This window comes from Devosia sp., from assembly GCF_036676215.1.
Classification (GTDB): domain Bacteria; phylum Pseudomonadota; class Alphaproteobacteria; order Rhizobiales; family Devosiaceae; genus Devosia.
Map to the genome: position 1 here is coordinate 19,795 of NZ_JAKFDJ010000213.1, position 24,040 is coordinate 43,834.

Annotated in this window: 23 protein-coding genes; 12 read left to right on the forward strand and 11 right to left on the reverse strand. The window is 63.6% G+C overall.

Annotated elements, in window-relative coordinates:
• Positions 1-93: 93 nt before the first annotated feature.
• From V6M52_RS17335 to ttcA, 3 genes are read right to left on the reverse strand one after another with little or no spacing between them, the layout of a single operon-like run.
• Positions 94-915: an inositol monophosphatase family protein gene (locus tag V6M52_RS17335; protein ID WP_332702082.1), complete on the reverse strand. Its 822-nt coding sequence runs from the start codon at positions 913-915 to the stop codon at positions 94-96.
• Positions 916-938: 23 nt separating this feature from the next.
• Entirely contained in the window at positions 939-1,865 is a 927-nt protein-coding gene (locus tag V6M52_RS17340) for a glutaminase (protein WP_332702084.1), read from the reverse strand.
• 3 nt (positions 1,866-1,868) lie between these two features.
• Complete coding sequence (ttcA, locus tag V6M52_RS17345) at positions 1,869-2,732, reverse strand: tRNA 2-thiocytidine(32) synthetase TtcA (RefSeq protein WP_332688113.1); 864 nt, start codon at positions 2,730-2,732, stop codon at positions 1,869-1,871.
• Positions 2,733-2,898: 166 nt separating this feature from the next.
• On the opposite strand from ttcA, the gene V6M52_RS17350 reads away from it, so the two are divergent.
• Entirely contained in the window at positions 2,899-4,296 is a 1,398-nt protein-coding gene (locus V6M52_RS17350; protein ID WP_332702086.1) for an SbmA/BacA-like family transporter, read from the forward strand.
• 99 nt (positions 4,297-4,395) lie between these two features.
• Here the strand turns inward: V6M52_RS17350 and rpsD are convergent, their stop codons facing one another.
• From rpsD to V6M52_RS17375, 5 genes are all read right to left on the reverse strand, one after another.
• A complete protein-coding gene (gene rpsD, locus V6M52_RS17355) occupies positions 4,396-5,013 on the reverse strand; it encodes a 30S ribosomal protein S4 (protein WP_332702088.1) in 618 nt (205 codons plus the stop codon).
• Positions 5,014-5,182: 169 nt separating this feature from the next.
• Positions 5,183-6,421: an MFS transporter gene (locus V6M52_RS17360; RefSeq protein ID WP_332702090.1), complete on the reverse strand. Its 1,239-nt coding sequence runs from the start codon at positions 6,419-6,421 to the stop codon at positions 5,183-5,185.
• Positions 6,422-6,491: 70 nt separating this feature from the next.
• Positions 6,492-7,298 carry an RNA methyltransferase gene (locus V6M52_RS17365; protein WP_332687652.1) on the reverse strand — a complete coding sequence of 269 codons (807 nt, stop codon included), beginning with the start codon at positions 7,296-7,298 and terminating at the stop codon, positions 6,492-6,494.
• A gap of 57 nt (positions 7,299-7,355) precedes the next feature.
• A complete protein-coding gene (locus V6M52_RS17370) occupies positions 7,356-7,976 on the reverse strand; it encodes a GNAT family N-acetyltransferase (RefSeq protein ID WP_332687651.1) in 621 nt (206 codons plus the stop codon).
• A gap of 111 nt (positions 7,977-8,087) precedes the next feature.
• The gene (locus V6M52_RS17375) at positions 8,088-8,669 is read right to left on the reverse strand and encodes a GNAT family N-acetyltransferase (protein ID WP_332687649.1); all 582 of its coding nucleotides are present in this window, start codon (positions 8,667-8,669) and stop codon (positions 8,088-8,090) included.
• 189 nt (positions 8,670-8,858) lie between these two features.
• Here V6M52_RS17375 and V6M52_RS17385 point away from each other — a divergent pair, with 189 nt between their 5' ends.
• The 6 genes from V6M52_RS17385 to V6M52_RS17410 all read left to right on the forward strand — a co-directional run bounded on the left by V6M52_RS17385 (position 8,859) and on the right by V6M52_RS17410 (position 13,383).
• Positions 8,859-9,212, forward strand: a complete 354-nt coding sequence (locus V6M52_RS17385; protein WP_442881881.1) for a GFA family protein — start codon at positions 8,859-8,861, stop codon at positions 9,210-9,212.
• The gene (locus V6M52_RS17390) at positions 9,209-9,541 is read left to right on the forward strand and encodes a TfoX/Sxy family protein (protein ID WP_332687648.1); all 333 of its coding nucleotides are present in this window, start codon (positions 9,209-9,211) and stop codon (positions 9,539-9,541) included. The genes V6M52_RS17385 and V6M52_RS17390 overlap by 4 nt, the downstream gene beginning before the upstream one ends.
• A 122-nt stretch (positions 9,542-9,663) precedes the next feature.
• Positions 9,664-10,875 carry an NADP-dependent isocitrate dehydrogenase gene (locus V6M52_RS17395; RefSeq protein WP_332702092.1) on the forward strand — a complete coding sequence of 404 codons (1,212 nt, stop codon included), beginning with the start codon at positions 9,664-9,666 and terminating at the stop codon, positions 10,873-10,875.
• A 116-nt stretch (positions 10,876-10,991) separates the two neighbouring features.
• Positions 10,992-11,570 carry a TetR/AcrR family transcriptional regulator gene (locus V6M52_RS17400; RefSeq protein WP_332686303.1) on the forward strand — a complete coding sequence of 193 codons (579 nt, stop codon included), beginning with the start codon at positions 10,992-10,994 and terminating at the stop codon, positions 11,568-11,570.
• Between the two features lie 100 nt (positions 11,571-11,670).
• The gene (locus tag V6M52_RS17405) at positions 11,671-12,462 is read left to right on the forward strand and encodes an SDR family NAD(P)-dependent oxidoreductase (protein WP_332686306.1); all 792 of its coding nucleotides are present in this window, start codon (positions 11,671-11,673) and stop codon (positions 12,460-12,462) included.
• Positions 12,463-12,648: 186 nt separating this feature from the next.
• Positions 12,649-13,383: a head GIN domain-containing protein gene (locus tag V6M52_RS17410; RefSeq protein WP_332702094.1), complete on the forward strand. Its 735-nt coding sequence runs from the start codon at positions 12,649-12,651 to the stop codon at positions 13,381-13,383.
• A gap of 50 nt (positions 13,384-13,433) precedes the next feature.
• On the opposite strand, the gene V6M52_RS17415 is transcribed toward V6M52_RS17410, so the two are convergent.
• Positions 13,434-15,113, reverse strand: coding sequence for a vWA domain-containing protein (locus V6M52_RS17415; protein WP_332702096.1), 1,680 nt, complete (start codon positions 15,111-15,113; stop codon positions 13,434-13,436).
• A gap of 268 nt (positions 15,114-15,381) precedes the next feature.
• On the opposite strand from V6M52_RS17415, the gene V6M52_RS17420 reads away from it, so the two are divergent.
• Both V6M52_RS17420 and V6M52_RS17425 read left to right on the forward strand, forming a co-directional pair.
• A complete protein-coding gene (locus tag V6M52_RS17420) occupies positions 15,382-16,314 on the forward strand; it encodes a DMT family transporter (RefSeq protein ID WP_332702098.1) in 933 nt (310 codons plus the stop codon).
• A 94-nt stretch (positions 16,315-16,408) separates the two neighbouring features.
• Entirely contained in the window at positions 16,409-17,293 is an 885-nt protein-coding gene (locus V6M52_RS17425) for a DMT family transporter (RefSeq protein ID WP_332702100.1), read from the forward strand.
• A 63-nt stretch (positions 17,294-17,356) separates the two neighbouring features.
• Here V6M52_RS17425 and alaS read toward each other — a convergent pair whose 3' ends face one another.
• Positions 17,357-20,005: an alanine--tRNA ligase gene (gene alaS / locus V6M52_RS17430; protein ID WP_332702102.1), complete on the reverse strand. Its 2,649-nt coding sequence runs from the start codon at positions 20,003-20,005 to the stop codon at positions 17,357-17,359.
• A 175-nt stretch (positions 20,006-20,180) separates the two neighbouring features.
• The gene (gene recA, locus V6M52_RS17435) at positions 20,181-21,260 is read right to left on the reverse strand and encodes a recombinase RecA (RefSeq protein ID WP_332702104.1); all 1,080 of its coding nucleotides are present in this window, start codon (positions 21,258-21,260) and stop codon (positions 20,181-20,183) included.
• A gap of 289 nt (positions 21,261-21,549) precedes the next feature.
• Between recA and araD1 the strand changes: the two genes are divergently transcribed.
• From araD1 to V6M52_RS17450, 3 genes are read left to right on the forward strand one after another with little or no spacing between them, the layout of a single operon-like run.
• Positions 21,550-22,545 (forward strand): AraD1 family protein, encoded by a 996-nt coding sequence (araD1, locus tag V6M52_RS17440; RefSeq protein ID WP_332686320.1) that lies wholly within the window; start codon positions 21,550-21,552, stop codon positions 22,543-22,545.
• Positions 22,546-22,601: 56 nt separating this feature from the next.
• Positions 22,602-23,621 carry an aldo/keto reductase gene (locus V6M52_RS17445; RefSeq protein ID WP_332686322.1) on the forward strand — a complete coding sequence of 340 codons (1,020 nt, stop codon included), beginning with the start codon at positions 22,602-22,604 and terminating at the stop codon, positions 23,619-23,621.
• Positions 23,622-23,680: 59 nt separating this feature from the next.
• Entirely contained in the window at positions 23,681-24,034 is a 354-nt protein-coding gene (locus tag V6M52_RS17450; protein WP_332686324.1) for an ArsR/SmtB family transcription factor, read from the forward strand.
• Positions 24,035-24,040: the final 6 nt, after the last annotated feature.

Sequence of the window (24,040 nt, forward strand, 5' to 3'; positions counted from 1 at the left end):
TGTGCGCGGAGAAGAAAGTGAAGACCCCTCGGGTCGAGCCCGAGGGTGACGAACGGAGCTGGGGAACAGATCGGGTCTCGCTACCAGCGCCCCTCAGAACGTAAACACTTCCCGCCGCAGTTCCTGCCAGGCATCCTGGTCCATCGCCACCAGCAGGCCGCCATCGACGTGGTGCGGCAGATAGGGTTGGCCATCGAGCCGCGCGGCATAGGCGCCGGCTTCCTGAGCCATCAGAGTGCCGGCCAGGTGGTCCCACGGCATCAGCTTGTTCCAGCAGCCGAACTGGGCGTGGCCCGACACCAGAGTGCGGTATTCGTGGCCGGCACAGCGGAAGTTGGAAACCACCCGCACCTGCGCCAGGTTGGCCAGCACCTCGGCCCGCTTGTCGACCGGCAGATAGGACACCGAGACGCAGCCCACCATTTGCGCCAGCGGCAGCGGCTTGGCCACCTGCAGGCGCACTGCCTCGCCATTGGGCCGGCGCAGCCAGGCGCCGCCGCCTTTTTCGGCCATCACCCAGTCATCGCCCATCGGATCGTAGATGATGCCGGCAATGGTCTCGCCCTTGGAGACGACCGCCGCCATGGTGGCAAAGAGCGGCAGGCCGGCGGCATAATTGGCGGTGCCGTCGATCGGATCGACCACTACGGCGAGGTCCGCATCGGCCAGCCGCAGCAGCAGCGCCGGATCGGCCGCGACCGATTCCTCGCCGACGAAGAGGGCATCGGGCATCCGCTCGGCAAGGCGCGCCTTGATGACCTCTTCGGTCGCCACATCGGCCTCGGTCACCAGATCGATCGCCTCGGTCTTGACCTGCACCATGGAAGCATCGAGCCGGCGGAAGCGCGGCAGGGCTTCGGCCCGGGCGGCATCGCGCAGGATATTGCTGAGGGCCATGATGTCGATCTGCGGCATGGGAAATCCTTGGATTGAGGTGTTTATTCGAAAACCGACCAATTGGCCCGCTGTGCCAGCAGTTCGAGCGCGGCAGTGCCGATCAGCGAATTGCCATTGGCGTCGAGCCCCGGCGACCAGACGGCAACCGTGCAGACGCCGGGCACCACCGCGACGATCCCGCCGCCAACGCCGCTCTTGCCCGGCAGGCCGACCCGGAATGCGAAATCGCCCGAACCATCATAGTGGCCACACATCATCATCAACGAGTTGATGCGGCGGGCCCGGGCCGCCGAGACGACACTGTGCCCGGTGACCGGGTTCTGCCCCTTGGCAGCCAGGAACAGCGCCGCGCGCGCCAGCTGGGCGCAGTTCATGGCGATGGCGCAATGGTGGAAATAGACCCCCAGCACCTCGTCGGCCGGATGGGTGATGACGTTGAATGAGCGCATGAACTGGGCCAGCGCGAAATTGCGGAAGCCGGTATCGCGCTCGGACCGCGCCACGTCGGCGTCGATGACGATGGCTTCGTCGCCGGCCAGAAAGCGCACGAAGCGGACGATGTCCCCGATCGCCTCCTTGGGGCGATAGCCGGCGAGGATCAAGTCGGTGACCGCGATGGCTCCGGCATTGACGAAGGGATTGCGCGGCCTTCCCTGTTCATATTCGAGCTGCACGATCGAATTGAACCGATTGCCCGAGGGCTCGCGGCCGACCCGGGACCACAGGCCATCCCCGACCTTGCCCAGCGCCAGGGTGAGGGTGAAAAGCTTTGATATGCTCTGGATCGAGAAGGGCTCCAGCGCGTCACCGGCCGTGAAGACCTCGCCGCCGACGGTCGCCACGGCAATGCCGAACCGCTCGACGGGTACCTTGGCCAGTTCGGGGATGTAGTTGGCGACCTGCCCCTCCCCGAGGCGCACCGACAGTTCGGCATGCACCTCGCCGATAAGCTGGCCCAGATCGCTCAAGGCTCAGGCCCTGCGCTGGCCGAGGGCGGCGAAATCGAACAGCTTGGTATCGAGCATATGGCTGGCATTGATATTGCCCAGGGCGCGGATCATCACATCCTTGCGGCCGGGCATGCGCTTTTCGATGTCGCTCAGCATGGCCTTCATCGCATTGCGCTCCAGCCCATCCTGGCTGCCGCAGAGATCGCAGGGGATAATGGGAAAGGCCATGGCATCGGAGAAACGCTGCAGGTCCTCCTCACCGCAATAGATCAGCGGCCGCAGCACCTCGATATCGCCCTCGTCATTGAGCAGACGCGGCGGCATGGCGGCGAGCTTGCCGCCATGGAACATGTTCATGAAGAAGGTTTCGAGGCTGTCGTCGCGATGATGGCCCAGCACCAGCGCCGTGCAGCCCTCTTCCCGCGCGATGCGATAGAGATTGCCCCGGCGCAGGCGCGAGCAGAGCGAGCAATAGGTCGCCCCGGCCGGCAGCTTGTCCGTGACGATGGAATAGGTGTCCCGGTATTCGATGCGGTGGGGGATGCCGAGGCCGGTGAGAAATTCGGGCAGGATATGCTTGGGAAAGTTCGGCTGGCCCTGGTCGAGATTGCAGGCAAGCAGTTCCACCGGCAGCAGGCCGCGCCATTTGAGATCGAGCAGCAGCGCCAGCATTCCATAGCTGTCCTTGCCGCCGGACAGGGCGACGAGCCACTTCTCGCCCGGCCGCACCATGGAGAATTTGTCGAGTGCTTCACGGGTATTGCGGATCAGGCGCTTGCGTAGCTTGTTGAACTCGCCGCTGCGCGGGGCATGGGCATAGATCGGGTGCCCGCCGCTCTCGGGCTCGTCGGCCGCGCCGGGCGCCGCCTCCATGACCTCACTCATGCCGAAACTCTCTTTCTGTCCGTGCCGTAGCTGATAGCGTCCCCGGCCGCAGAGGGGAAGGAAAACCGGACGGTGCAAACCTTACCAAAGCTTAATTTCCCTTTCTTGCTTTAGTCCGATTGCAACCGTTAGATGACGCCATCCCCCGGCACCCAGGAGTCTCGCGGTGTTTCGATCTTTTTTCCCCGTCCCCAAGCTCTTCTTCGGTTCAGTCGTCATCTGGATGCTGCTGACGACGCTTATCTACCAGCTTGCCGGCGACCCGGTGCGCTCGGTCATCAGCATCGACCGTTTCCTGACGCCGGCCATCTGCTCGCCCGCCGACATCCCGCCTGGCGAGGCGCCAGTGGCTCCGGGCGCCGATGCCCTGCCCGTTCCAGAGAGCGGTCCGCAGCTGACTGACCCCAACGCGCCGGCCGCAGCAACTACTGAGGCAACGCCCGCCGCTGCGCAGGTCGCAAACTGCGTGGCTGAGGACACGAACTTCCTCAACGGCGGCCGCGTCTGGGAATATTGGTATATCATCCTCTGCACCTTTGCCTTCTGCGCCTTCTGGTACGTCTACAAGCGGAACGAATGGTATTGGTGGTCGGTGGTAGGCAGCTCCGTCCTGTTCCTCGCCACCTACAGCCAGGTGCAACTGAGCGCCTTCCTGAATGACTGGCAGGGCAATTTCTTCAACGTGCTGCAACGAGCGCTGGCCGAGCCTGGCTCGGTAAGTCCGGAGGAATACTGGCCCTACGTCATCACCTTGATGCTTGTCCTGCTGCCCAACATCATTTTCCTGGTACTGCTGGCCTTCTTCAATTCGCACTATGTGTTCCGCTGGCGCAAAGCGATGACCTCCTACTACATGGCCTACTGGCCATCGCTGCGCAGCACAGAAGGCGCAGCGCAGCGCGTGCAGGAAGATACAATGCGCTTCGCGTCCATTGTGGAGGATCTTGGATCGAGCTTCATGAGTTCGCTCCTGACGCTGGTGGTCTTCCTTCCGATCTTGTGGACCCTGTCCCAGAGCGTCACCGAAGTGCCGGTTTTTGGCGACATTCCCGGCAACCTCGTCTGGATTGCTCTGGTTGTCTCCGCTTTTGGCACTGCCCTGCTCTGGATCGTCGGCATCAGGCTGCCCGGTCTCAATTTCGAGAATCAGAAGGTGGAAGCCGCACTACGCAAGGAGCTCGTCTATGGCGAGGACGACCCGCAGCGGGCCGATCCGCCCACCTTCCGCGAGCTATTCGCAAACGTGCAGAAGAACTACTTCCGGCTGTATTTTCACTACACCTACTTCAACCTGGCGCGCTACGCGTATCTCCAGATCGCTGGCTATGTACCGCTTCTGACGCTGTCGCCATCCATCCTGGCCGGCACCATCACCCTCGGTCTCTACCAGCAGGTACAAAACGCCTTCGGCGAGGTGGCATCCTCGTTCCAGTTCTTCGCCCGCGCGTGGACGACCATCGTGGAGCTGCAGTCCATCTACCTGCGCCTCCATCGTTTTGAGAGCTTCATTCCGCTCGATCAGCAGCCGATCAACGAGGAGATCGGCGACGCGGCCACCATCTAGGGATTGAGGGCCGGCTCGCCGGCCCTCCGACGGCGTGTGCGCCAAAGCAAAGGGCCGCTCCGAAGAGCGGCCCTTTCCAATTCTGAAATTCGACTGCGCTTAGCGCGAGTAGAATTCGACGACCAGGTTCGGTTCCATCTGGACCGGATACGGCACGTCCGACAGCGCCGGGACGCGGGCGAAGGTGGCGGTCATCTTGTTGTGGTCGACTTCGACGTAATCGGGAACGTCGCGCTCGGCCAGCTGGGTGGCTTCGATCAGCACGGCGAGCTGCTTGGAGCGCTCACGCACTTCAACCTTGTCGCCGACCTTGACCTGGTAGGACGGGATATTGACGCGCTTGCCGTTGACCAGGATGTGGCCATGCGACACGAACTGGCGCGCAGCGAACACGGTGGCGACGAACTTGGCGCGGTAGATCACGGCGTCCAGACGGCTCTCGAGCAGGCCGATCAGGTTCTCGCCGGTGTCACCTTTGACGCGGGCGGCTTCGGTGTAGAGGCGTTTGAACGCCTTTTCGGTGACCGAGCCGTAATAGCCCTTGAGCTTCTGCTTGGCGCGCAGCTGCAGACCGTAGTCGCTGAGCTTGCCCTTGCGGCGCTGGCCATGCTGGCCGGGGCCATAGGCACGGGCGTTGAGCGGGGACTTGGGACGGCCCCAGATATTTTCGCCGAGACGGCGATCGATCTTGTATTTGGCTGAATGACGCTTCGACATCGCGTATCCTTCGTAACGGTTGAATGGATCGCGCCCTCCTCTGCTCTCCTTGCGGAGAGCCGACAGACCCCAAATATTCAGGAGATCCCGGGTGCGCCTATGGACCAGAGGTCCGGATAGGTGGCCGCGTGATACCCATGCAAGGCCCGGAAGTCAAGCGGCGTGGGCGTCAGACCATCTTCTTGTCGAGCGTTCGCTGTTCGCGCAGGCCGGGGAAGATGCGGCTCCAGATGATGGCTATGCCCATGGCCCCGATGCCACCCAGCACCACGGCGGGCACCGGGCCGATGAAATGGGCCACCGTGCCGGCACGAAATTCGCCCAGTTCATTGGAGGCGCCGATGAACACCGAGTTGACCGCATTGACCCGCCCGCGCACCTCTTCGGGTGTCCACAACTGCATGATGGTCTCGCGGATGGTGACGCTGACCATGTCCGAAGCGCCCACCAGCGCCAACGCGGGAATGGAAATCCACACCGTGGTGGAGAGGCCGAAGGTCACCGTGAAGGCGCCGAACAGGCCGACGAACAGGAACAGGATCTTGCCGGCATGGTCGCGAATGGGAAAGCGCGTCAGCCACAGCGCCATGACGATGGCGCCAATGCCCGGCGCGGCGCGCAGCAGGCCCAGCTCCTGCGGCCCGGCATGCAGGATGTCCTTGGTATAGACCGGCAGCAGCGCCACCGCCCCGCCCATCAGCACGGCGAACATGTCGAGCGAGATGGCGCCGAGCACCACCTTGTTGGAAAAAATGTAGCGGAAGCCGCCGAAAATGGTCTCCAGACTCGTCGCCTGATGCGACTCGCGCCGCGCCGGCCGGGGGATCAGCAGCACGCAGACGGCCGCGACCAGCAGCAGCGCCGCGCCGGTGCCGAAAGCGACGGTCGGGGCAATGCCATAGAGCAGGCCACCGGCCGCCGGCCCCATGATCGATGCAAACTGCCAGGCCGAGGCATTGACGGTGATGGCATTGGAGAGCGCCTCGGGCGGCACCAGATTGGGCGCCAGCGACTGCGCCGCCGGCCCCCAGAAGGCGCGGGCTGTGCCCAGCGCGATCAATATGCCGAATATGGGCCAGACCGCATGCGCCTCGGCATTGACGAAGGCGAGAAAGCCCAGCGCGCAGAGGAACTCGACCCCCAGGCACACCGCCATGATACCACGCCGGTTGAAACGGTCGGCGGTGAGCCCGGTGAGCAGGATCAGGAGCAGCGCCGGCAGGAACAGGCTGAGGCCCACAAGGCCAAGCAGGAACACATTGCCGGTGACGTCATAGATCTGCCAAGCGATGGAGACCGACATGATCTGCACTGCAAAGCTCACCAGCAGCGTGGTCAGCCAGAAGAAGCGGAAACCCTTGTAGGTAAAGGCGATGCGGGACGTGTCGGCGGGGGCTGCGGTGCTCATGGCTCGGGAGTGCCATGGCACCCGGGCGCCGTCAAAGCCCGATTGGCGCCAAACCGTTCACCGCCGCAGATTATTCGTCCTTGTTGCCAACCGGCTTCTGCCGGTTTGGATTGGGCCGCTGATGGCGGCGGTCGATCGAGGAGATGACGCCGCGCAGGGTGCGGATTTCCTGGCTGGTGAACTTGCCGCGCTCCAGCATGGTGCGCAGATTGTTGATCACCGTCGGCCGCTTGTCCGGCGCCGTGAAGAAGCCCGAGCCGTCCAGCGTCGTTTCCAGATGCCCGAAGAGACCAATCAGTTCCTCGCGCGGCGCCACCTCGGCCATGGCGTCGGAAAAGGGCAACTGCGTGCCCAGGTCGCTGTGGCGGCGCCATTCATAGGCCATCAGCAGCACGGCCTGGGCGATGTTGAGCGAGGCGAAGGCCGGCTCGACCGGCAGGGTGACGATGGTATCGGCCAGCGCCACTTCCTCGTTGAGCAGACCCCACTTTTCGCGGCCAAACAGCAGGCCGACGCCCTTGCCCGCCGCGATCTGCCCTGCCATGCGCGTGGCCGCTTCGTCGGGCCCGATCACTTCCTTCTGCAGGTCGCGCGAGCGGGCTGTGGTCGCGAGGACCAGCGTCAGATCGGCTATGGCCGCTTCCAGCGTCTCGAAGACGCGGACATTGCTGATGACGTGGTCGGCGCGCGAGGCTGCCGCCACCGCCTTCTCATTGGGCCAGCCATCGCGCGGCCGCACCAGGCGCAGGTCCCACAGGCCGAAATTGGCCATGGCGCGCGCCGCAGTGCCGATATTTTCGCCCAGCTGCGGTTCGCACAGGATCACTGCCGGCGCTGGCCGCAGCTCGATTTTGATGGATGTGTCGGTTCCGGCCATAAGCGCCCAATCCAGGAAGATCAGGCGCTCATAACCGGTTTTGGCAGGTCAGGGCAATCAGGCGACGCGGTGATGAGCCGGCTCGTCCACCCGATGGCGCGGCGGCAGGTCCTTGACCGTGCTGGACCGCTGCCATTCGCGGTCGAGAATGGCGAAGTGCAGTTCCTCGTCCCATTCGCCCTGGAACAGCGCATGCTCGCGGTAATGGGCTTCCAGCCGCATGCCCAGCTGCTGCATGAGCTTGATCGAATGGTGGTTGCGGCCATCGCAGCGCGCCAAGATCCGGTGGATGCGGAAATGATCGAAGGCCAGATCGAACAGCGCATCCAGCGCTTCGCGGACATAGCCCTGCCCGGCAAAGGACGGATTGATGCAGAAGCGCACCTCGCCCTGTCCGGCCGTGGCATCGGACCAGTGCAGCGACACATGGCCGAGCAGCGCCTTGTCGCCCTTGCGGCACATGGCCAGGGTCAATGTGTCGCCGGGGCGCTGCAGGCTGACATGGCCACGCATGATATTGAGGGCACCAGCCACCTCTGCCTTGTCGCGCGTTCGGCTGAAAACATAGCGCTGTATGGAGGGGAGCGCGTGATAGGCGCTGAGCCCATCCACGTCGCCGCGCTCGAAGGTGCGCAAGTTCAGCCTGTCCGTCTCAATCGGCAAAGATAGTGATGACATCGCTCTGGTGCTCCCCGCTGGCTTGACTGCCAAGCCCTCAACGCCACCCTGTCACAGGAAGTTCCTGTCGTCGCTTAGAAAATTCTACTCAAGGGTAAGCCAGAATGCCCGCTATTCGGGCTTTTGCTCAGCCCGCAGCGCCCGCCATTCCTGCCACAATATGGCGTAGACAAACTCCTCGTCCCACCGGCTCTTGAAGATGGCGTGCTCCCGGAAATGCGCCTCGCGCCGCATGCCGAGCCGCTCCATCAGGCGCCAGGAGGATTCGTTGCGTATGTCGCAACGTGCCGAGACGCGGTGGATGTCGCCCGGTCCGAACGCCAGGTCGAGCATCGCATTGGCGGCCTCGGTGGCGTAGCCCTGTCCCTGATAGTCCGGATCGAAGATCCAGCCGGCCTCGCCCTGCCGGGCATCGACGCTGCGCCAGATCAGGGAAACCTCACCGATCAACGCGCCGTTCCGAGCCAGCTCCACCCCCAGGATGATCTTGTCGCCCTCGGCCTCAAGAGCCACCTGGCTGATGCGCTGCTGCACGGCCAGCGCGCATTCTTCGCGGCTCAGCGCCACGTCGAACAGATAGCGCGCCACGTCTTCGCGGCGTCGATAGGCGAAAACGGCATCGACATCGCCCCGCGTGAACGGGCGCAGGATCAGCCTTTCCGTACGCAACGGATATTGCGGATAGAGCGTCATGCCTCCCCCTACTTGCGGCGCCGCACTCTCGCCAGTCAAGCCAGCAAAGGCAAGGCCACAACCCTTGCCCGCGCGGCGTCGGCGTGCCAGCCTCAGCCGATGAACAGCCCCAAGCGTCCCGTCATTGACGTCACCGCCAAATGCGCCTGCGGCGCGGTCGAAATGTCGGTCCGCGGGCCGGTGGTGTCCATGCTGATGTGCTCGTGCTTTGATTGCCAGCGCGCGACCGGATCGGGCCATTCCAGCGTCGCGCTGGTGCCGGTTGCTGCATTGAGCAGCGACGGCGCGAGCAAGTCCTTCGACAGACCAAGCGATTCAGGCGCGACCTTCACGCGACACTTCTGCCCACAATGTGGGACGCCGCTCTATGGCCAGTCATCACGCGCGCCCGACATAAGGATGATTTCGGTCGGTTTCTTTGCCGGCCAGAACGACTGGTTCGCGCCCAATCAGTTGATCTTCGCCCGCAGCCAGCAGGCATGGGACCTGGTTGCCGACCACCTGCCCCGCCACGACACCTATCGGGAGAACCAGCCGAGATGAGCCTTGCCCTCGAGGAACTGTCCGAGCGAATCCGCGCCCTGACGCCCGACCTCGTCCTGGTCGAGAAGAAGATGTTCAATGGACGGGCCTTCATGCACCGCGGCAACATGCTGGTCTGCCCCATAAAGGACGGCACGCTGCTCGTCCGCGTCGGCAAGGATGGCATGGAGGCTGCGCTGGCCCGCCCCGGCGCTGCACCCATGGTCATGAATGGCCGCACCATGGGCGGCTTCGTCTTCGTCTCAGGCGACGTCATCGAAGATGACGACCTGCTGCTCGACTGGATCGAACTGGCCCGAAGCTTCGTCGACACCCTGCCCGCCAAGTGACTGTGCTGCTCCCGGCAAGGCCCCATGCCGAGCCGGACTTTGCGCTTTTGCGTGCCGATGCTATAGGGGCAGCCGAAGCTGGCCGAGAGGGCCAATATGCGGATTTCAGGGAGATATTTCCGATGAGCAAGATCAAAGTCGCCAACCCTGTCGTCGATCTCGACGGCGATGAGATGACCCGGATCATCTGGCAGGCGATCAAGGACAAGCTCATCACTCCCTATCTGGATCTGCCGATCGAATATTACGACCTCAGCGTCGAAAACCGCGACGCCACCAATGACCAGGTGACCATCGACAGTGCCCACGCCATCCAGAAATACGGCGTCGGCATCAAATGCGCGACGATCACCCCCGATGAGCAGCGCGTCGAGGAATTCAAACTCAAGAAGATGTGGAAGTCGCCCAACGGCACCATCCGCAACATCCTGGGCGGCGTGATCTTCCGCGAGCCCATCATCTGCAAGAACGTGCCGCGCCTGGTGCCTGGCTGGACCCAGCCGATCATCGTCGGTCGCCATGCCTTCGGCGACCAGTACCGCGCCACCGACTTCCGCTTCCCCGGCAAGGGCACGCTGACCATCAAGTTCACCGGCGAAGACGGCAAGGTCATCGAGCACGAAGTCTATCAGGCCCCCGGCGCCGGCGTCGCCATGGCCATGTACAACCTCGACGATTCGATCCGCGACTTCGCCTATTCGTCGCTGAACTACGCCTATGACCGCGGCGTGCCCTGCTACCTCTCCACCAAGAACACCATCCTCAAGGCCTATGACGGCCGCTTCAAGGATATCTTCCAGGAAATCTACGAGGCCGAGTTCAAGGAAAAGTACGAAGCCAAGAAGATCTGGTACGAGCACCGCCTGATCGACGACATGGTCGCCTCGGCCCTCAAGTGGAGCGGCGGCTATGTGTGGGCGTGCAAGAACTATGACGGCGACGTGCAGTCCGACATCGTGGCCCAGGGCTTTGGCTCGCTCGGCCTGATGACCTCGGTGCTGGCGACGCCCGATGGCAAGATCGTCGAAGCCGAAGCCGCCCATGGCACCGTGACCCGTCACTACCGCCAGCATCAGCAGGGCAAGGAAACCTCCACCAACTCGACTGCCTCGATCTTCGCCTGGACCCGTGGCCTCGCCCACCGTGCCAAGCTCGACGACAACGAGGCGCTGAAGAAGTTCGCGCTGACCCTGGAAAAGGTCACCGTCGACACCATCGAAGAAGGCAAGATGACCAAGGACCTGAGCCTGCTCGTCGGTCCCGATCAGCCGTGGCTGTCGACCCTGGGCTTCCTCGACGCCATCGACCAGAACCTGCAGAAGGCCATGGCGTAAGCCAGACCGTTACGCATCGGAATGTGAAGGCCGGGTCCCGCGACCCGGCCTTTCTTTTTGCCCATGCTTGGGTTTTGAGGACGGCCATCATATATCTTGATGACCAAGGAGCGATCATGGCCAAATCATCGAAGCAGCACGCCGCCGAAAACCGGCAAACCATCGTCGATGCCGCCTCGGAACTGTTTCGCGCGCAGGGATTTCGCGGCACCAGTGTTCCTGAAGTGATGCAGGCCGCCAACATGACCCATGGAGGGTTCTATGGTCATTTCACCTCCAAGGAGGCCCTGGCGGCCGAGGCGCTGGATGGCGCCTTCCACTGGCTGGAAGGCTGGGTCGATGGCATTGCAGCCGGCCATCCGGACGACCCCGGAGCCGCACGCACCCAATTGGTCACCACCTACCTTCGGGCCGATCACCGTGATGCGCCGGCTTTGGGCTGCCCAGTCGCGGCGCTTGCGGGCGACGTGGCACGGGAGCCGGCAGAAAGCGCGGTGCGTGCCAGCTTTGGTGAGGGGATCGAGGCCGTCGTCGCACAATTGACCGGCAATGCCATGCAACAGGACGAACAAGCCGCCCTGGCCGACTATGCCACCCTGGTCGGAGCGTTGCTTCTGGCTCGCGCCACCGCCGGCCGACCGATATCCGACAAACTGCTGGAGGCCGCCAAGGCCCGTCTCACCGGCGAAGCCTGAGCTCCCAAAAAAAATCCTGCCGGCTGCCCTTGCGCTCTTATATTATGATCATAATATAAAATGCATGGCATCGATGGCGATGCATTGTAGGAGACTTTCCATGACCAATTCCCTGGGCACTGCCCTCGTTACCGGAGCATCCGAAGGCATCGGCGCCGTCTATGCCGACAGGCTGGCCCGGCGCGGCTACAACCTCGTGCTCGTTGCCCGTAGTGCCGAAAAGCTTGCAGCGCTGGCTGCCAGCCTCGGCGATGCCACCGGCCGCACTGTCGAGGTGCTCCAGGCAGACCTTACCAACCCCGCCGATCTTGGCCGCGTCGAGGCCCGGCTCGGGGCCGAACCGGCCATCGACCTGCTGGTCAACAATGCCGGCTTCAGCACTGTCTCGGCCTTCGCCGATCTCACCTCGACCCAGGTCTCGGCCATTCTCGACCTGAATGTCACCGCGCTGGCCCGCCTCGCCTGGGCAGCCACCGGCCCCATGGCCAATCGTGGCAAGGGCACCGTCATCAATATCGGCTCAGTCGTTTCGGTGGCGCCGCTGCCCAATGCGGCGCTTTATGGCGCGACCAAAGCCTTCGTGCTGACGCTGACCCAGGCGCTCGAGGCCGAACTGGGCAGCAAGGGTCTGCGCTTCCAGGCCGTGCTCCCCGGCGCCACGCGCACCAATCTCTGGGCCAAATCCGGCCTTCCGGTCGAGCACCTGCCGCAGGAAATCGTGATGGAGACCGATGCCATGGTCGATGCTGCATTGGCCGGGTTCGACCAGGGCGAAGTGGTCACCATCCCTGCCCTCGTCGATGTGGATGGCTGGAACCAGTTTGAGACCGCTCGCCTGGCTCTCAACGGGAAGCTCTCCAGCGCCCAGCCCGCTTCGCGCTATCTCGCCTGAGCTAAGGCGGCGTTACGGCGCCGCCTTTCTCACTCGCCCTGGCCTCTGGTAACTTTTCGACATAGGCACATACATGTGCCTTACAACCCTCGGCAGACTATATTTTCACGCTCTCTTGAGCGAAAATTTCCGCCCCCCATATGCGGTTCCGGTCCAGCACCGGACCACCATCTGAGGGAGACCAGCGTGCGCACCGCCACCGTTCTTGCACTTGCCGCCACCATGGGGATGACCATGAGCACAGCAGCCTTTGCCCAGAGCCGCGATTTCGATCTCACCGGCTTTGATCGCGTCGACATAGCCACCGGCCTCGACGCCAGGGTGACCCTTGGCGACAGCTTCAGCGTCAGTGCGCAGTCCCGCAGCCAGGACGCGCTCGACAATCTACGGCTCACCGTCGAAGACGGCGTGTTGCAGGCCCGGTTCGAGCAGAGCTTTCTCGACTTCATCATCAGGGGTGGCCTGGTCGGCATGCTGCTGAGCAGCGGCAACGCCGTCACCGTCGACATCACCCTGCCCGCCCTGGCCGGCGTCAGCGCCAGCTCCGGCGCAGATGTCGACCTGCCCGGCATCAGGGCCGATCAGCTCGATCTCGACGCGTCGAGCGGCGCCGATATTTCAGCGAGCGACGCCGTGCTGGGTCATGTGAAGATCGCGTCATCCAGCGGCGCCGATATCGAGCTGTCCGGCACTGCCGAGACGGTTGACGCGGAGGCATCCAGCGGCGCGGGCATCGACGCGGAAGATCTGGTTGCCAGCACGGTCACCGTTGCCGCATCGAGCGGCGCCAGCCTGTCGGTGCATGCAACAGCCAGCCTGCGGGCCGAAGCCTCGAGCGGCGGCGACATCGGCGTTTCGGGCAATCCGGCAACCCGCGAGGTGGACGAATCGAGCGGTGGTGACGTCAATTTCGACGACTGAGCCAAGAAAAAGGGCGCCGCAGGGGCGCCCTTTCTGCATGATGGAAGGGACTATTTGGTCTTGCCGACCGGCGCTTCAACAGTCAATTCGAACCGCTCGCCGCCCTTGATGGTGACCGGGGTCTCGGTGACCGCATCACCCAGCCTCGTGGCGACGATATAGTCACCGGCAGCCAGCGTGGTCTGGAGGTCAGGACCGTAGCCAGAGTCGAAGGACGTGCGCGTGCCTTCGAGATTTTTGCTGGCGCTCAGGATTTCGACGAAATTGTCGCCCGGCGTCGTGACGGCGAGAATCCCGGCATCCATCACGATAGAGACCTCGATGCGTTCGCCCGTGGTGACGGTGAACGGCACTTCACCTTCTGCACCGCCCAGCCTGTAGGTGGCGACATAGTCGCCCTGCGGCAAATCGAACATTTTCTGGCCGCCATAGCCGGAGGCCACAGACTTGCGCGAACCGTCCAGCGCTGCCTTGGCCTCGACGATTTCGATGAAGATGTCGGCAGCGACCGGTGTGCCCGGAACATATTCCGAGACGATGCTCGCCGTGCCGGCGCCCACGATCACGTCTTCATCGATCGTCTCGCCCGCCTTGGCATCATAGGTTCGGGTAACCTTGGCCTCGCCGATCGATACATCGACTTCGAGCGCGCCGGCGGGAACCACGAGATCGATGTCGCCATAGCTGGTGGTGACATATTCGCCGGCATGGCGAATTTCGACCGTGGCATCCTCGTCCACATCGGCGCCTTCGCTAGCCATCGGATGCAGCTTGAGGATGGTGCCATTGATGACGAAATGCGGTGTTGCGACCTTGCCCGCTTCGATGGTCACCGGCTGCGAAGAGCTCGCATAACCCAGTGTGGCGGTCATGATGTAGTCGCCGGGCTCCAGCGTTTCCTTGAAAGTGGAATAATAGCCGGTGCCGACATACTCGCCCTTGCTGCCGTCGGCAGCCACTGTGTGCCACTCCCAGACCAGATCGGCGGCACCATCGACGATATCCGGGCCGCCTTCCGACAGCGAAGCCGTCGGCTTGAGATTGTAGTCTGCCACCGGCTCGGGGGCTGGCTCCGGCTCGGGGGCCGGTTCGGGCTCGGCCTGGGCCACTTCCGCCACCGTGGCGGTCAATGCATCAACCAGCGCCGCGCCATCATTGGCCGACAGATATTTGCCGCCGGTATTTTCGGCAAGGCAAGCCACCTGCTGGCCCTCCTCATCCGAGAGGCCAAAGCCCAGCACATGGGTGGTGAAGTCGATGCCCCGGGCCTCGAGATCCGAGGCCAGCTCGCACGGGTCGACCTCGCAGGTTTCCAGCCCGTCGGTAATCAGGATCACCGTGGCCTTCTGCTCGGTGAAGCTGAGGTCTTCTGCGGCAAGGCGCACCGCGTCGGAAATCGGCGTCATGCCCTTGGGGTTGATACCATCGGCGGCAGCAGCAATGGCCGCGCCGGTGCCCGTTGCCGGATCGACCAGCATCTCGATATCGGCGCAATTGCCCTTTTCGCGATGACCATAGGTCATGAAGCCCAGTTCAAGCTCGTCCGGCAGGGTCGCCAGCACAGAGCTCAGCGTTTCGCGCGCAATGGTGATGCGTGCCTTGCCCTCGATCTGCGCCCACATCGAGCCGGACCCGTCGAGCACGATGATGGCGCGCTCAGCCGCGACCGCCGGCAATGCCAGACCCAGCGCCGCGATGGCGCCGAGCACGAAGTATCGGATGATGCGCATGAATATTGCCCTCCAGCAAAGACAGTCCATTGTATCGGGGACTGCACAACAGCGCGCAATTCAAATCATCACCCGGATGACACCAGCATGAACGCTCTATTCAGCCGCCGTTGAACATTGCGGGTAAAGCCATGCCGCCGCGTTGCGCATCGCCCACAAAGGCAGGCCGCGCGATAGCGCCGCAGCGTGGAGAATTCCCATCGACGGCGGCACTGCTACGCTCTAGCTTGCCGCCATTGCCTGAACCCTGATTTTTCTGGATTTTGCCATGCCGGTCGGCGTGTACTATGCGGTCGTCGCCTACTCGGTCTATTCCTGCGGCGACGCCATTATCAAGGGTTTCGGCCAGAGCCTGTCGGTCTTCGAGATCGGCTTCTTCATCGCCCTGTTCAGCCTGATCCCAGCCGTCTTCGCCAAACCCAGGGGCGAGCGCTGGCGCGACAGTTTCAGGCTCACGCATAAGGGACTGGTGCATCTGCGCTCGTTCAGCGGCGTCGCCTCTTCGACGCTGGTCACCTATGCCTTCGTCACCATCCCCTTTGCCGAGACCTATTCGCTGGTCTTCATGATGCCGCTGTTCATCACCGTGATGTCGGTGCTGATCCTGAAGGAACGCGTCGATCTGGTGCGCTGGGCCATGCTGGCGCTCGGGCTGCTTGGCGTCATGCTGGTCGTGCGCCCGGGCTTTCGCGACCTGCAACTGGGCCATCTTGCGGCGCTGTGCTGCGCCTTTTTCGGCGCCACGTCGACGACGGTGCTGCGCATCATCGCGCCCAGCGAAAAGCGCGTCACCCTCATCGCCCTGCCCGCGATCTATCTGATCGTCGTCAATGCCGTGCTCATGGCGCCGGGCTTTGTTATGCCCACCATCCCCCAATTCGGCCTCCTGGCCGCCAGCGGGAGCCTCGTGGGCCTGGGCCATATCCTGCTGATCGCCGCCACCCGCAACGCCCCAGCCAGCCAGGTCGCGCCGCTCCAGTATGTCCAGATTATCTGGGCCATCGGGCTGGGCGCCTTCTTCTTTTTCGAATATCCGGGCCTGCTCGCCTATATCGGCCTGGCCGTCGTGGTGCTGTCGGGGCTGGTCAATGTGTTCATCGACGGCGCTCGCACCCGCATTGCCGGGCGCTTTGCCGAATACCGGGCCCGACGGCCCGGCTCGCCGACCGACATCACCGAAGTGCAAGGCCCGGAAATATAGTTCGGACCGGCCTTGCCCAGGCGTCGACGGTTAGCTCCGGCGCTTGTATGGTACGAACAATTCCATAGCCTTCCTCATACTTTCCGGATTTTCGATGCCTGTCGGCGTCCTTCTAGCATTCCTGGCCTATGCCAGCTTCTCGATGGCCGACGCGCTCATCAAGGTCACCGGCCCCACCATGTCGGTGTTCGAGATCGCGTTCTTCACGACGAGTTTCTCGATCATTCCCGCCATGCTGACCAAGCGCGGCGAGCGCTGGCGCGATCTCTACAAGCTCCGCCACCCCTGGCTGGTGCATCTGCGCTGCGCGACGGCCATCACCGGCACCGCCTGCGTCATGTATGCCTTCACCCATATTCCCTTCGCCGACGTCTATGCCATCGGCTTCCTGACGCCGATCGTGGTCACCATGCTGGGCGTGCTGGTGCTCAAGGAACATGTGGCCCTGCACCGCTGGCTGCTGCTGATCATCAGCTTTCTCGGCGTCGTGCTGGTGATCCGTCCCGGCGTGCGCGACCTGCAGCTGGGGCACCTGGCCATCTTCTGCAGCGTGTTTCTGGCCGGCGTCACCACCATTGTCCTGCGCCATATCGCGCCGCGCGAGCGCCGGGTGAGCCTCGTGGGCATCCAGGTGTTCTATTCCGGCCTGTTCAACGGCACATTGATGTTGCCCTACTTCGTCATGCCGTCACCCGAGCAACTGGCCGTCTTCGTCGGCATCGGCCTATTGGGGGGCACGGGCGGCCTGCTTCTGATCGCGGCAGCCAGGCGCACACCGGCCAATCTGGTGGCGCCGGTGCAGTATAGCCAGCTGATCTGGGCCATTGTCTTTGGCGCGGCCTTCTTCGGGGAGTATCCCGACTATGTCGCCGTTATCGGCCTCGTCATAGTGCTCGCGGCGGGTCTCGCCAACGTGCTGACCGAGAAGCTGAAAATCGTCTGGAAGCCGCGGCTGTTCTTCTTCCGAACCGGGCTTTAGCCGGAAGACAAACAAAAATCCCCGCCGGAGCGGGGATTTTCTTGTTCCGTTGTCCCTGTGGACCTAAAGCGCGGCGCGCACGGCGGCGATGGCCTCGGCGGCCTTGGAGCCGTCCGGCCCGCCGCCCTGCGCCATGTCGGGGCGGCCGCCGCCGCCCTGCCCGCCCAGCGCGGCCGTTGCCAGCTTGATCAGCTCGCCCGCGGCATAGCGCGCCGTCAGGTCCTCCGTCACGCCGATGGCCACGGTGCCCTTGCCGTCGTCGCCCTTGAGCACCACGGTGACGACGCCCGAGCCGATGCGCTTCTTCTCGCTGTCGACCAGGCCCTTCACGTCCTTGGCGGCAATGCCCTCGACGGTGCGGCCCACATAGGTGACGCCATTGACGGCCTCGTCTGCCGCGGCGGTGGCGCCGGAGCCGCTGCCGCCACCCAAAGCCAGCTTCTTGCGGGCATCGGTCAGTTCGCGCTCGATTTTCTTGATGTTGTCCTGCAGCGCCCCGATGCGATCGAGCACTTCGTGGCTGCCCGAGCGCAGCAGGCCCGCCGCCGAATTGACGATGGCCACATTGGTATTGCCGCGATGCCGCGCCGCCTTGCCGGTCAGCGCCTCGATGCGGCGCACTCCGGCGCCGACGGCGCTTTCGGCCACGATGGAGACGAGCCCAATATCGCCGGTGCGGCGCACATGGGTGCCACCACACAGTTCCACCGACCAGCCCAGGCCATTGCCGGTGGGCTCGCCCATGGCGACGACGCGGACTTCGTCGCCATACTTTTCGCCGAACAGGGCGCGGGCGCCCGATTCCTTGGCTTCCTCGACGCCCATCAGGCGCGTTTCGACCGGCGTGTTCTGCAGGATGATGGCATTGGCGATGTCTTCGACCTCGGCCATTTCCTGGTCGGTGACCGGCTTGGTATGGACGAAATCGAAGCGCAGGCGATCGGGCGACACCATCGAGCCCTTCTGGGCGACGTGATCGCCCAGCACGATGCGCAGCGCTTCGTGCAGCAGATGGGTGGCCGAGTGATTGGCGCGGATCGAGGAGCGGCGCTCGTGATCGACCAGCAGCGTCAGCGGCTGCCCGAGCTTGAGCGCACCCTCGGTGACGCTGACCTTGTGGGCAAAGACGCCGTGGAATTTCTGCGTGTCGGTGACAGTGGCGGCAACGCCCTCGCCCTTGAGCAGGCCGTAATCGCCGACCTGGCCACCGCTTTCGCCATAGAACGGCGTCTGGTTGACGACGACGAAGCCCTCTTCGCCGGCCGACAGGGACGCCACTTCCTTGCCGTCCTTGAGCAGCGCCTTGACCTCGCCTTCGGCCGTCTCGGTTTCATAGCCGAGGAATTCGGTCGGGCCGAGCTTGTCGGCAAGACCATACCAGACCGTATCGGTGGCAGCCTCGCCCGAACCGGACCAGCTCTTGCGGGCCTCGGCCTTCTGGGCGGCCATGGCGGCGTCAAAGCCCGGCTGATCGACGGTGATGCCGCGCAGGCGCAGGGCATCCTGGGTCAGGTCGAGCGGGAAGCCATAGGTGTCATAGAGCTTGAAGGCGGCGGCGCCATTGAGCACCGCGCCTTCTGTCATCTCGCTGGTCTCGGCATCGAGGATCTGCAACCCGCGGCCCAGCGTCTTGAGGAAGCGGCCTTCTTCGAGCCGCACGGTCTCGGCAATCATGGCTTCGCCACGGCTGAGTTCGGGATAGGCCTGGCCCATCTCGCGCACCAGGGTGGGAACCAGCTTGTAGATCACCGGCTCGTTGCTGCCGAGCAGGGTGGCATGGCGCATGGCGCGGCGCATGATGCGGCGCAGCACATAGCCGCGGCCTTCATTGGAGGGCAGCACGCCCTCGGCGATGAGGAAGCTCATCGAGCGCAGGTGATCGGCAATGACGCGTAGGCTGCGATTGCCCTCGCCATCGATATCGGCGCCGGTGGCATTGGCCGTGGCCGCGATCAGCGAGCGGAACAGGTCGATATCGTAATTGTCATGCACGCCCTGCATCACCGCAGCGACGCGCTCCAGGCCCATGCCGGTATCGATGGACGGGCGCGGCAGGCCGGTGCGGGAGCCGTCGCCATGCTGCTCATACTGCATGAACACCAGGTTCCAGATCTCGATCCAGCGGTCGCCATCTTCCTCGGGCGAGCCCGGCGGGCCACCCCAGATATGCTCGCCGTGATCGTAGAAGACCTCCGAGCACGGGCCGCAGGGGCCGGTATCGCCCATCTGCCAGAAGTTCGACTTGGCGCCGAGCCGCACGATGCGATCCTCGGAAAGGCCGGCAATCTTCTTCCACAGGTTCAGCGCCTCGTCATCGTCCTCGTAGACGGTGACCATCAGCTTATCCTTGGGTAGGCCCCAGTCGCGGGTGAGCAAGTTCCAGGCCAGCTCAATGGCGTGATCCTTGAAATAATCGCCGAACGAGAAATTGCCCAGCATTTCGAAGAAGGTGTGGTGGCGCGCGGTGAAGCCGACATTGTCGAGATCATTGTGCTTGCCGCCGGCGCGCACGCATTTCTGTGCCGTGGTGGCGCGCGAATAGGGTCGCTTTTCCACGCCGGTAAAAGTGTTCTTGAACTGCACCATGCCCGAATTGGTGAACATAAGCGTCGGGTCATTGCGCGGCACCAGCGGGCTCGACGGCACGGCCTCGTGACCATTGCGGGCAAAGTAGTCGACAAAGCTCGAACGGAGGTCGTTTACGCTGGTCATCACAAGGCTTTCATTGCGGAGAAAGGCGCCAGGCGCCGCAGAGAAGGTCGGCTGGCTTTCTATCGTGCACCCTGCGGGAATGTCCAGCATTGCGGCCCGGCGGAGGCCATTGCGGAACAAAAAAGAGGCACCGCCTGCGCGATGCCTCCGAAAATCCCTGCATGGGAAGAATGGCTTATTCGTCGTCGCTCACGACCTCGTCGTCGCCGCCGCCGGCCACCAGCAGCACTTCGCCCAACAGGCCCGAGCTTTCGCGCACGCCCTGTTCGATCGTGTTGGCGATCGCCGGATTGTCCTTGAGGAACTGGCGCGCATTCTCGCGGCCCTGCCCGAGACGCTGGCTGTCCCAGGAGAACCAGGCGCCGGACTTCTCGACAATGCCGGACTTGACGCCCAGATCGAGCAGTTCGCCCGTCTTGGAAATGCCTTCGCCATACATGATGTCAAACTCGACCTGGCGGAAGGGCGGGGCCAGCTTGTTCTTGACCACCTTCACGCGGGTCTGGTTGCCCACGATCTCTTCGCGATCCTTGAGCGCGCCGATGCGGCGGATGTCGAGGCGAACCGAGGCGTAGAACTTGAGCGCATTGCCGCCCGTCGTGGTCTCGGGCGAGCCATACATCACGCCGATCTTCATGCGGATCTGGTTGATGAAAATGACGAGGCACTTGGACTTGGAGATCGAGGAGGTCAGCTTGCGCATGGCCTGGCTCATCAGGCGGGCCTGCAGGCCGGGCAGCGCATCGCCCATCTCGCCTTCGAGTTCGGCCCGCGGCGTCAGCGCCGCCACCGAATCGATGACCAGCACGTCGATGGCGCCGGAGCGCACCAGCGTGTCGGTGATTTCGAGCGCCTGCTCGCCGGCATCGGGCTGGGAGATCAAGAGGTCATCGACATTGACGCCCAGCTTGCGGGCATAGATCGGATCGAGCGCATGTTCGGCGTCGACAAAGGCGCAGATGCCGCCGGCCTTCTGGGCCTCGGCGATGACATGCAGCGCCAGCGTGGTCTTGCCCGAGCTTTCCGGCCCGAAAATCTCGACGATACGCCCCTTGGGCAGGCCGCCGATGCCGAGCGCGATATCGAGGCCGAGCGATCCGGTGGAGATCGACTCCACCTCGATGGCAGAAGCCTCGCCCAGGCGCATGATCGAGCCCTTGCCGAAATTGCGCTCAATCTGGCTGAGCGCCGCGGCAAGTGCCTTTTCCTTATCCATCGAACCACCTTCAACCACACGAAGCGACGCGTTAGCCATCTGTTGTCTCCTTATTCCACGCTCTTGGAGGCCGCGCAACGCGCTGACGCCACAGGTGGTCATGCCCTGAATGTGCTCTATTTGTTCTCATTATGTTTCAACCCTGTCAAGGGACAAAATAAGAACATCCATTCACGGCGGAACAGAATCGCCTTGCCAAACTTGTCACACGCCGCGCGAGGATTCGCGACCGACTTGTAATAAGTATGATTTTTGGACTTGCCACTTCGGGGCAGGTTGCGCTTTATGCGGAACAATCGCGACACGGGCCCAGTGGAGGAGCCGCGCCATGAATCTGATCCAGTTCTTCGATGCCAATGGTGAGCGCGCTGTCGGCGCCGTGGACAACGGCACGGCCCGCACAGTCAATGGCGCGACCAGCGTCTATGCCCTGGCCATCAACGCCCTGTCCCGCCAGGGCGGGCTCGGCGCCCTGATCGCCGAAATGGGCCTCGGCGCAACCGTCGACCGCGACGCCATCCTGGCGGAGGGCCGCATGCTGGCCCCGGTCGACCATCCCGATCCGGCCCATCTCTATGTTACCGGCACGGGCCTGACCCATCTGGGCTCGGCCGCCACCCGCGACGCCATGCACACCGCCAACAGCGGCGCGGCAGAGACGGGCCTCACCGACACCATGAAAATGTTCCGCATGGGCCTGGAAGGCGGCAAGCCGGCCAATGGCCTCAAGGGCGTGCAACCCGAGTGGTTCTACAAGGGCAATGGCTATTCGGTGATCAATCCGGGCCACCCGATTCCCTCCCCGGGCTTCGCGCTCGACGCGGGCGAGGAGCCCGAGATTGCCGGCATCTACGTGATCGACAACAACGGCCAGCCGCGCCGGCTGGGTTTCGCCCTCGCCAACGAATTTTCCGACCACGTCACCGAGCGGGTCAACTATCTCTATCTGGCCCATTCCAAGCTCCGCGCCTGCGCCTTCGGGCCGGAACTGCGCGTCGGCGACCTGCCGGCCCATATCGAAGGCAAGTCGCGAATCTGGCGCGATGGCAAGGTGTTGTGGGAGAAACCTTTCCTTTCGGGTGAGGACAATATGAGCCACACCATAGCCAATCTGGAATACCACCACTTCAAATACGACCTGTTCCGCCACCCCGGCGACGTGCATGTGCACATGTTCGGCACGGCGACGCTGAGCTTTGCCGATGGCGTCAAAACTCAGCCGGACGACATCTTCGAAATCGAGGAAGCCCAGTTCGGCACGGCCCTGCGCAACCCGGTCCGCGTCGATACCGAACACCCGATGATCGTCGGCAATCTCTATTGATCTTGAAGCCTGCCAACTAACATGTCAGTTATCCCTCCGCCTGCTGGAGGGATAACATGACTGTTCGCGCTTTCGAAAAACGCCGGGTCGGGCGCACCGACCTGGAGGTGACCACACTGGGCCTGGGTGGCGCCTCGCTGGCCGGAATCTTCACCGGCGTCCCGGCCGAACAGGCCCGCGCTACCGTCGCCCATGCGCTGGACATGGGCATCACCTATGTCGATACCGCGCCGCAATATGGCCTGGGCCGTTCCGAACATCTGGTGGGCGACGCGCTGCGCCAGCGGCGCGACGGGGTGGTGCTGTCCAGCAAGGTCGGGCGCCTGCTCAAGCCCGTATCGGCGGCCGAGCAGGACAAGGGCGCCTGGGTCGATCCCCTGCCCTTCAATCAGGTCTATGACTATTCCTATGACGGCGTCATGCGCTCCTTCGAGGACAGCCTGCAGCGGCTTGGCATGAACTCGGTCGACATTCTCTACGTCCATGATATCGGGGTCGCGACCCATGGCGTGGAAGGCAACAAGCCGCTGTGGAACCAGCTGGCCACGGGCGGCTACAAGGCCCTGCGCGAGTTGCGGGACGCCGGCATCATCAAGGCCATTGGCCTCGGCGTCAATGAGTGGCAGGTGCTGATGGATGCCTTTGCGCTGGGCGATTGGGACGTCTTCCTGCTGGCCGGGCGCTATACGTTGCTGGAACAGACCTCGCTCGATCCATTCCTCACCACCTGCGTGGCGCGCGGCGCCTCGGTGGTCGTTGGCGGGCCATTCAATTCGGGCATCCTGGTGGGTGGCGACAAGTTCAACTATGCCAAGGCGCCCGAGGAGATCGTCGCCAAGGTCCGGGCCATCGACGCGGTCTGCCAGGAGTTCAACGTTCCCCTGCCCGCCGCCGCCCTGCAATTCCCGCTCACGCATCCTGCCGTGTGCAATGTCCTGCCCGGCCCACGCTCGCCGGCCGAACTGGACGGTATTCTCGACTGGTGGGACGTCAAGGTGCCGGGCGAGCTCTGGAGCGCCCTCGCGGCCAAGGGCCTGCTGGCCCCCGGCACGCCCATTCCCGGCGGTACGGCTTGACGCCAGCGCGGGCGGAGCGCAATATAACCTAACGGCTCTAGAACCTGAGAGTTATTGCCATGCCGAGCCCCGCTGCCCTCGACGCCACCTTCCAGGCGCTCGCCGACCCAACCCGGCGGGCCATCCTGGCGCGTCTGGCGCAGGGCGAGGCGTCTGTGATGGAACTGGCCGAACCCTTTGCCATGAGCCAACCAGGCATTTCCAAGCATCTCAAGGTGCTGGAAAAGGCTGGGCTGATCTCGCGCGGCCGTGATGCCCAGCGCCGCCCCTGCAAGCTCGAAGCGGGGCCCCTGGCCGAGGCAACGGGCTGGCTGATCGAATATCGCAAATTCTGGGAGACGCAGTTCGACCGGCTCGATGACCTGCTCGATGAGCTCAAGCGCCTCGAGGCCATGACCGGCAAGAACAACTGAGGAGAC

Excerpts from the sequence above, each read along its gene's own strand:
- V6M52_RS17335 (WP_332702082.1), bottom strand. The coding sequence starts at position 915 with ATGCCGCAGATCGACATCATGGCCCTCAGCAATATCCTGCGCGATGCC.
- ttcA (WP_332688113.1), bottom strand. The coding sequence starts at position 2,732 with ATGAGTGAGGTCATGGAGGCGGCGCCCGGCGCGGCCGACGAGCCCGAG.
- rpsD (WP_332702088.1), bottom strand. The coding sequence starts at position 5,013 with ATGTCGAAGCGTCATTCAGCCAAATACAAGATCGATCGCCGTCTCGGC.
- V6M52_RS17360 (WP_332702090.1), bottom strand. The coding sequence starts at position 6,421 with ATGAGCACCGCAGCCCCCGCCGACACGTCCCGCATCGCCTTTACCTAC.
- V6M52_RS17365 (WP_332687652.1), bottom strand. The coding sequence starts at position 7,298 with ATGGCCGGAACCGACACATCCATCAAAATCGAGCTGCGGCCAGCGCCG.
- V6M52_RS17370 (WP_332687651.1), bottom strand. The coding sequence starts at position 7,976 with ATGTCATCACTATCTTTGCCGATTGAGACGGACAGGCTGAACTTGCGC.
- V6M52_RS17375 (WP_332687649.1), bottom strand. The coding sequence starts at position 8,669 with ATGACGCTCTATCCGCAATATCCGTTGCGTACGGAAAGGCTGATCCTG.
- V6M52_RS17385 (WP_442881881.1), top strand. The coding sequence starts at position 8,859 with ATGCTGATGTGCTCGTGCTTTGATTGCCAGCGCGCGACCGGATCGGGC.
- V6M52_RS17390 (WP_332687648.1), top strand. The coding sequence starts at position 9,209 with ATGAGCCTTGCCCTCGAGGAACTGTCCGAGCGAATCCGCGCCCTGACG.
- V6M52_RS17395 (WP_332702092.1), top strand. The coding sequence starts at position 9,664 with ATGAGCAAGATCAAAGTCGCCAACCCTGTCGTCGATCTCGACGGCGAT.
- V6M52_RS17400 (WP_332686303.1), top strand. The coding sequence starts at position 10,992 with ATGGCCAAATCATCGAAGCAGCACGCCGCCGAAAACCGGCAAACCATC.
- V6M52_RS17405 (WP_332686306.1), top strand. The coding sequence starts at position 11,671 with ATGACCAATTCCCTGGGCACTGCCCTCGTTACCGGAGCATCCGAAGGC.
- V6M52_RS17415 (WP_332702096.1), bottom strand. The coding sequence starts at position 15,113 with ATGCGCATCATCCGATACTTCGTGCTCGGCGCCATCGCGGCGCTGGGT.
- V6M52_RS17420 (WP_332702098.1), top strand. The coding sequence starts at position 15,382 with ATGCCGGTCGGCGTGTACTATGCGGTCGTCGCCTACTCGGTCTATTCC.
- V6M52_RS17425 (WP_332702100.1), top strand. The coding sequence starts at position 16,409 with ATGCCTGTCGGCGTCCTTCTAGCATTCCTGGCCTATGCCAGCTTCTCG.
- alaS (WP_332702102.1), bottom strand. The coding sequence starts at position 20,005 with ATGACCAGCGTAAACGACCTCCGTTCGAGCTTTGTCGACTACTTTGCC.
- recA (WP_332702104.1), bottom strand. The coding sequence starts at position 21,260 with ATGGCTAACGCGTCGCTTCGTGTGGTTGAAGGTGGTTCGATGGATAAG.
- araD1 (WP_332686320.1), top strand. The coding sequence starts at position 21,550 with ATGAATCTGATCCAGTTCTTCGATGCCAATGGTGAGCGCGCTGTCGGC.
- V6M52_RS17445 (WP_332686322.1), top strand. The coding sequence starts at position 22,602 with ATGACTGTTCGCGCTTTCGAAAAACGCCGGGTCGGGCGCACCGACCTG.
- V6M52_RS17450 (WP_332686324.1), top strand. The coding sequence starts at position 23,681 with ATGCCGAGCCCCGCTGCCCTCGACGCCACCTTCCAGGCGCTCGCCGAC.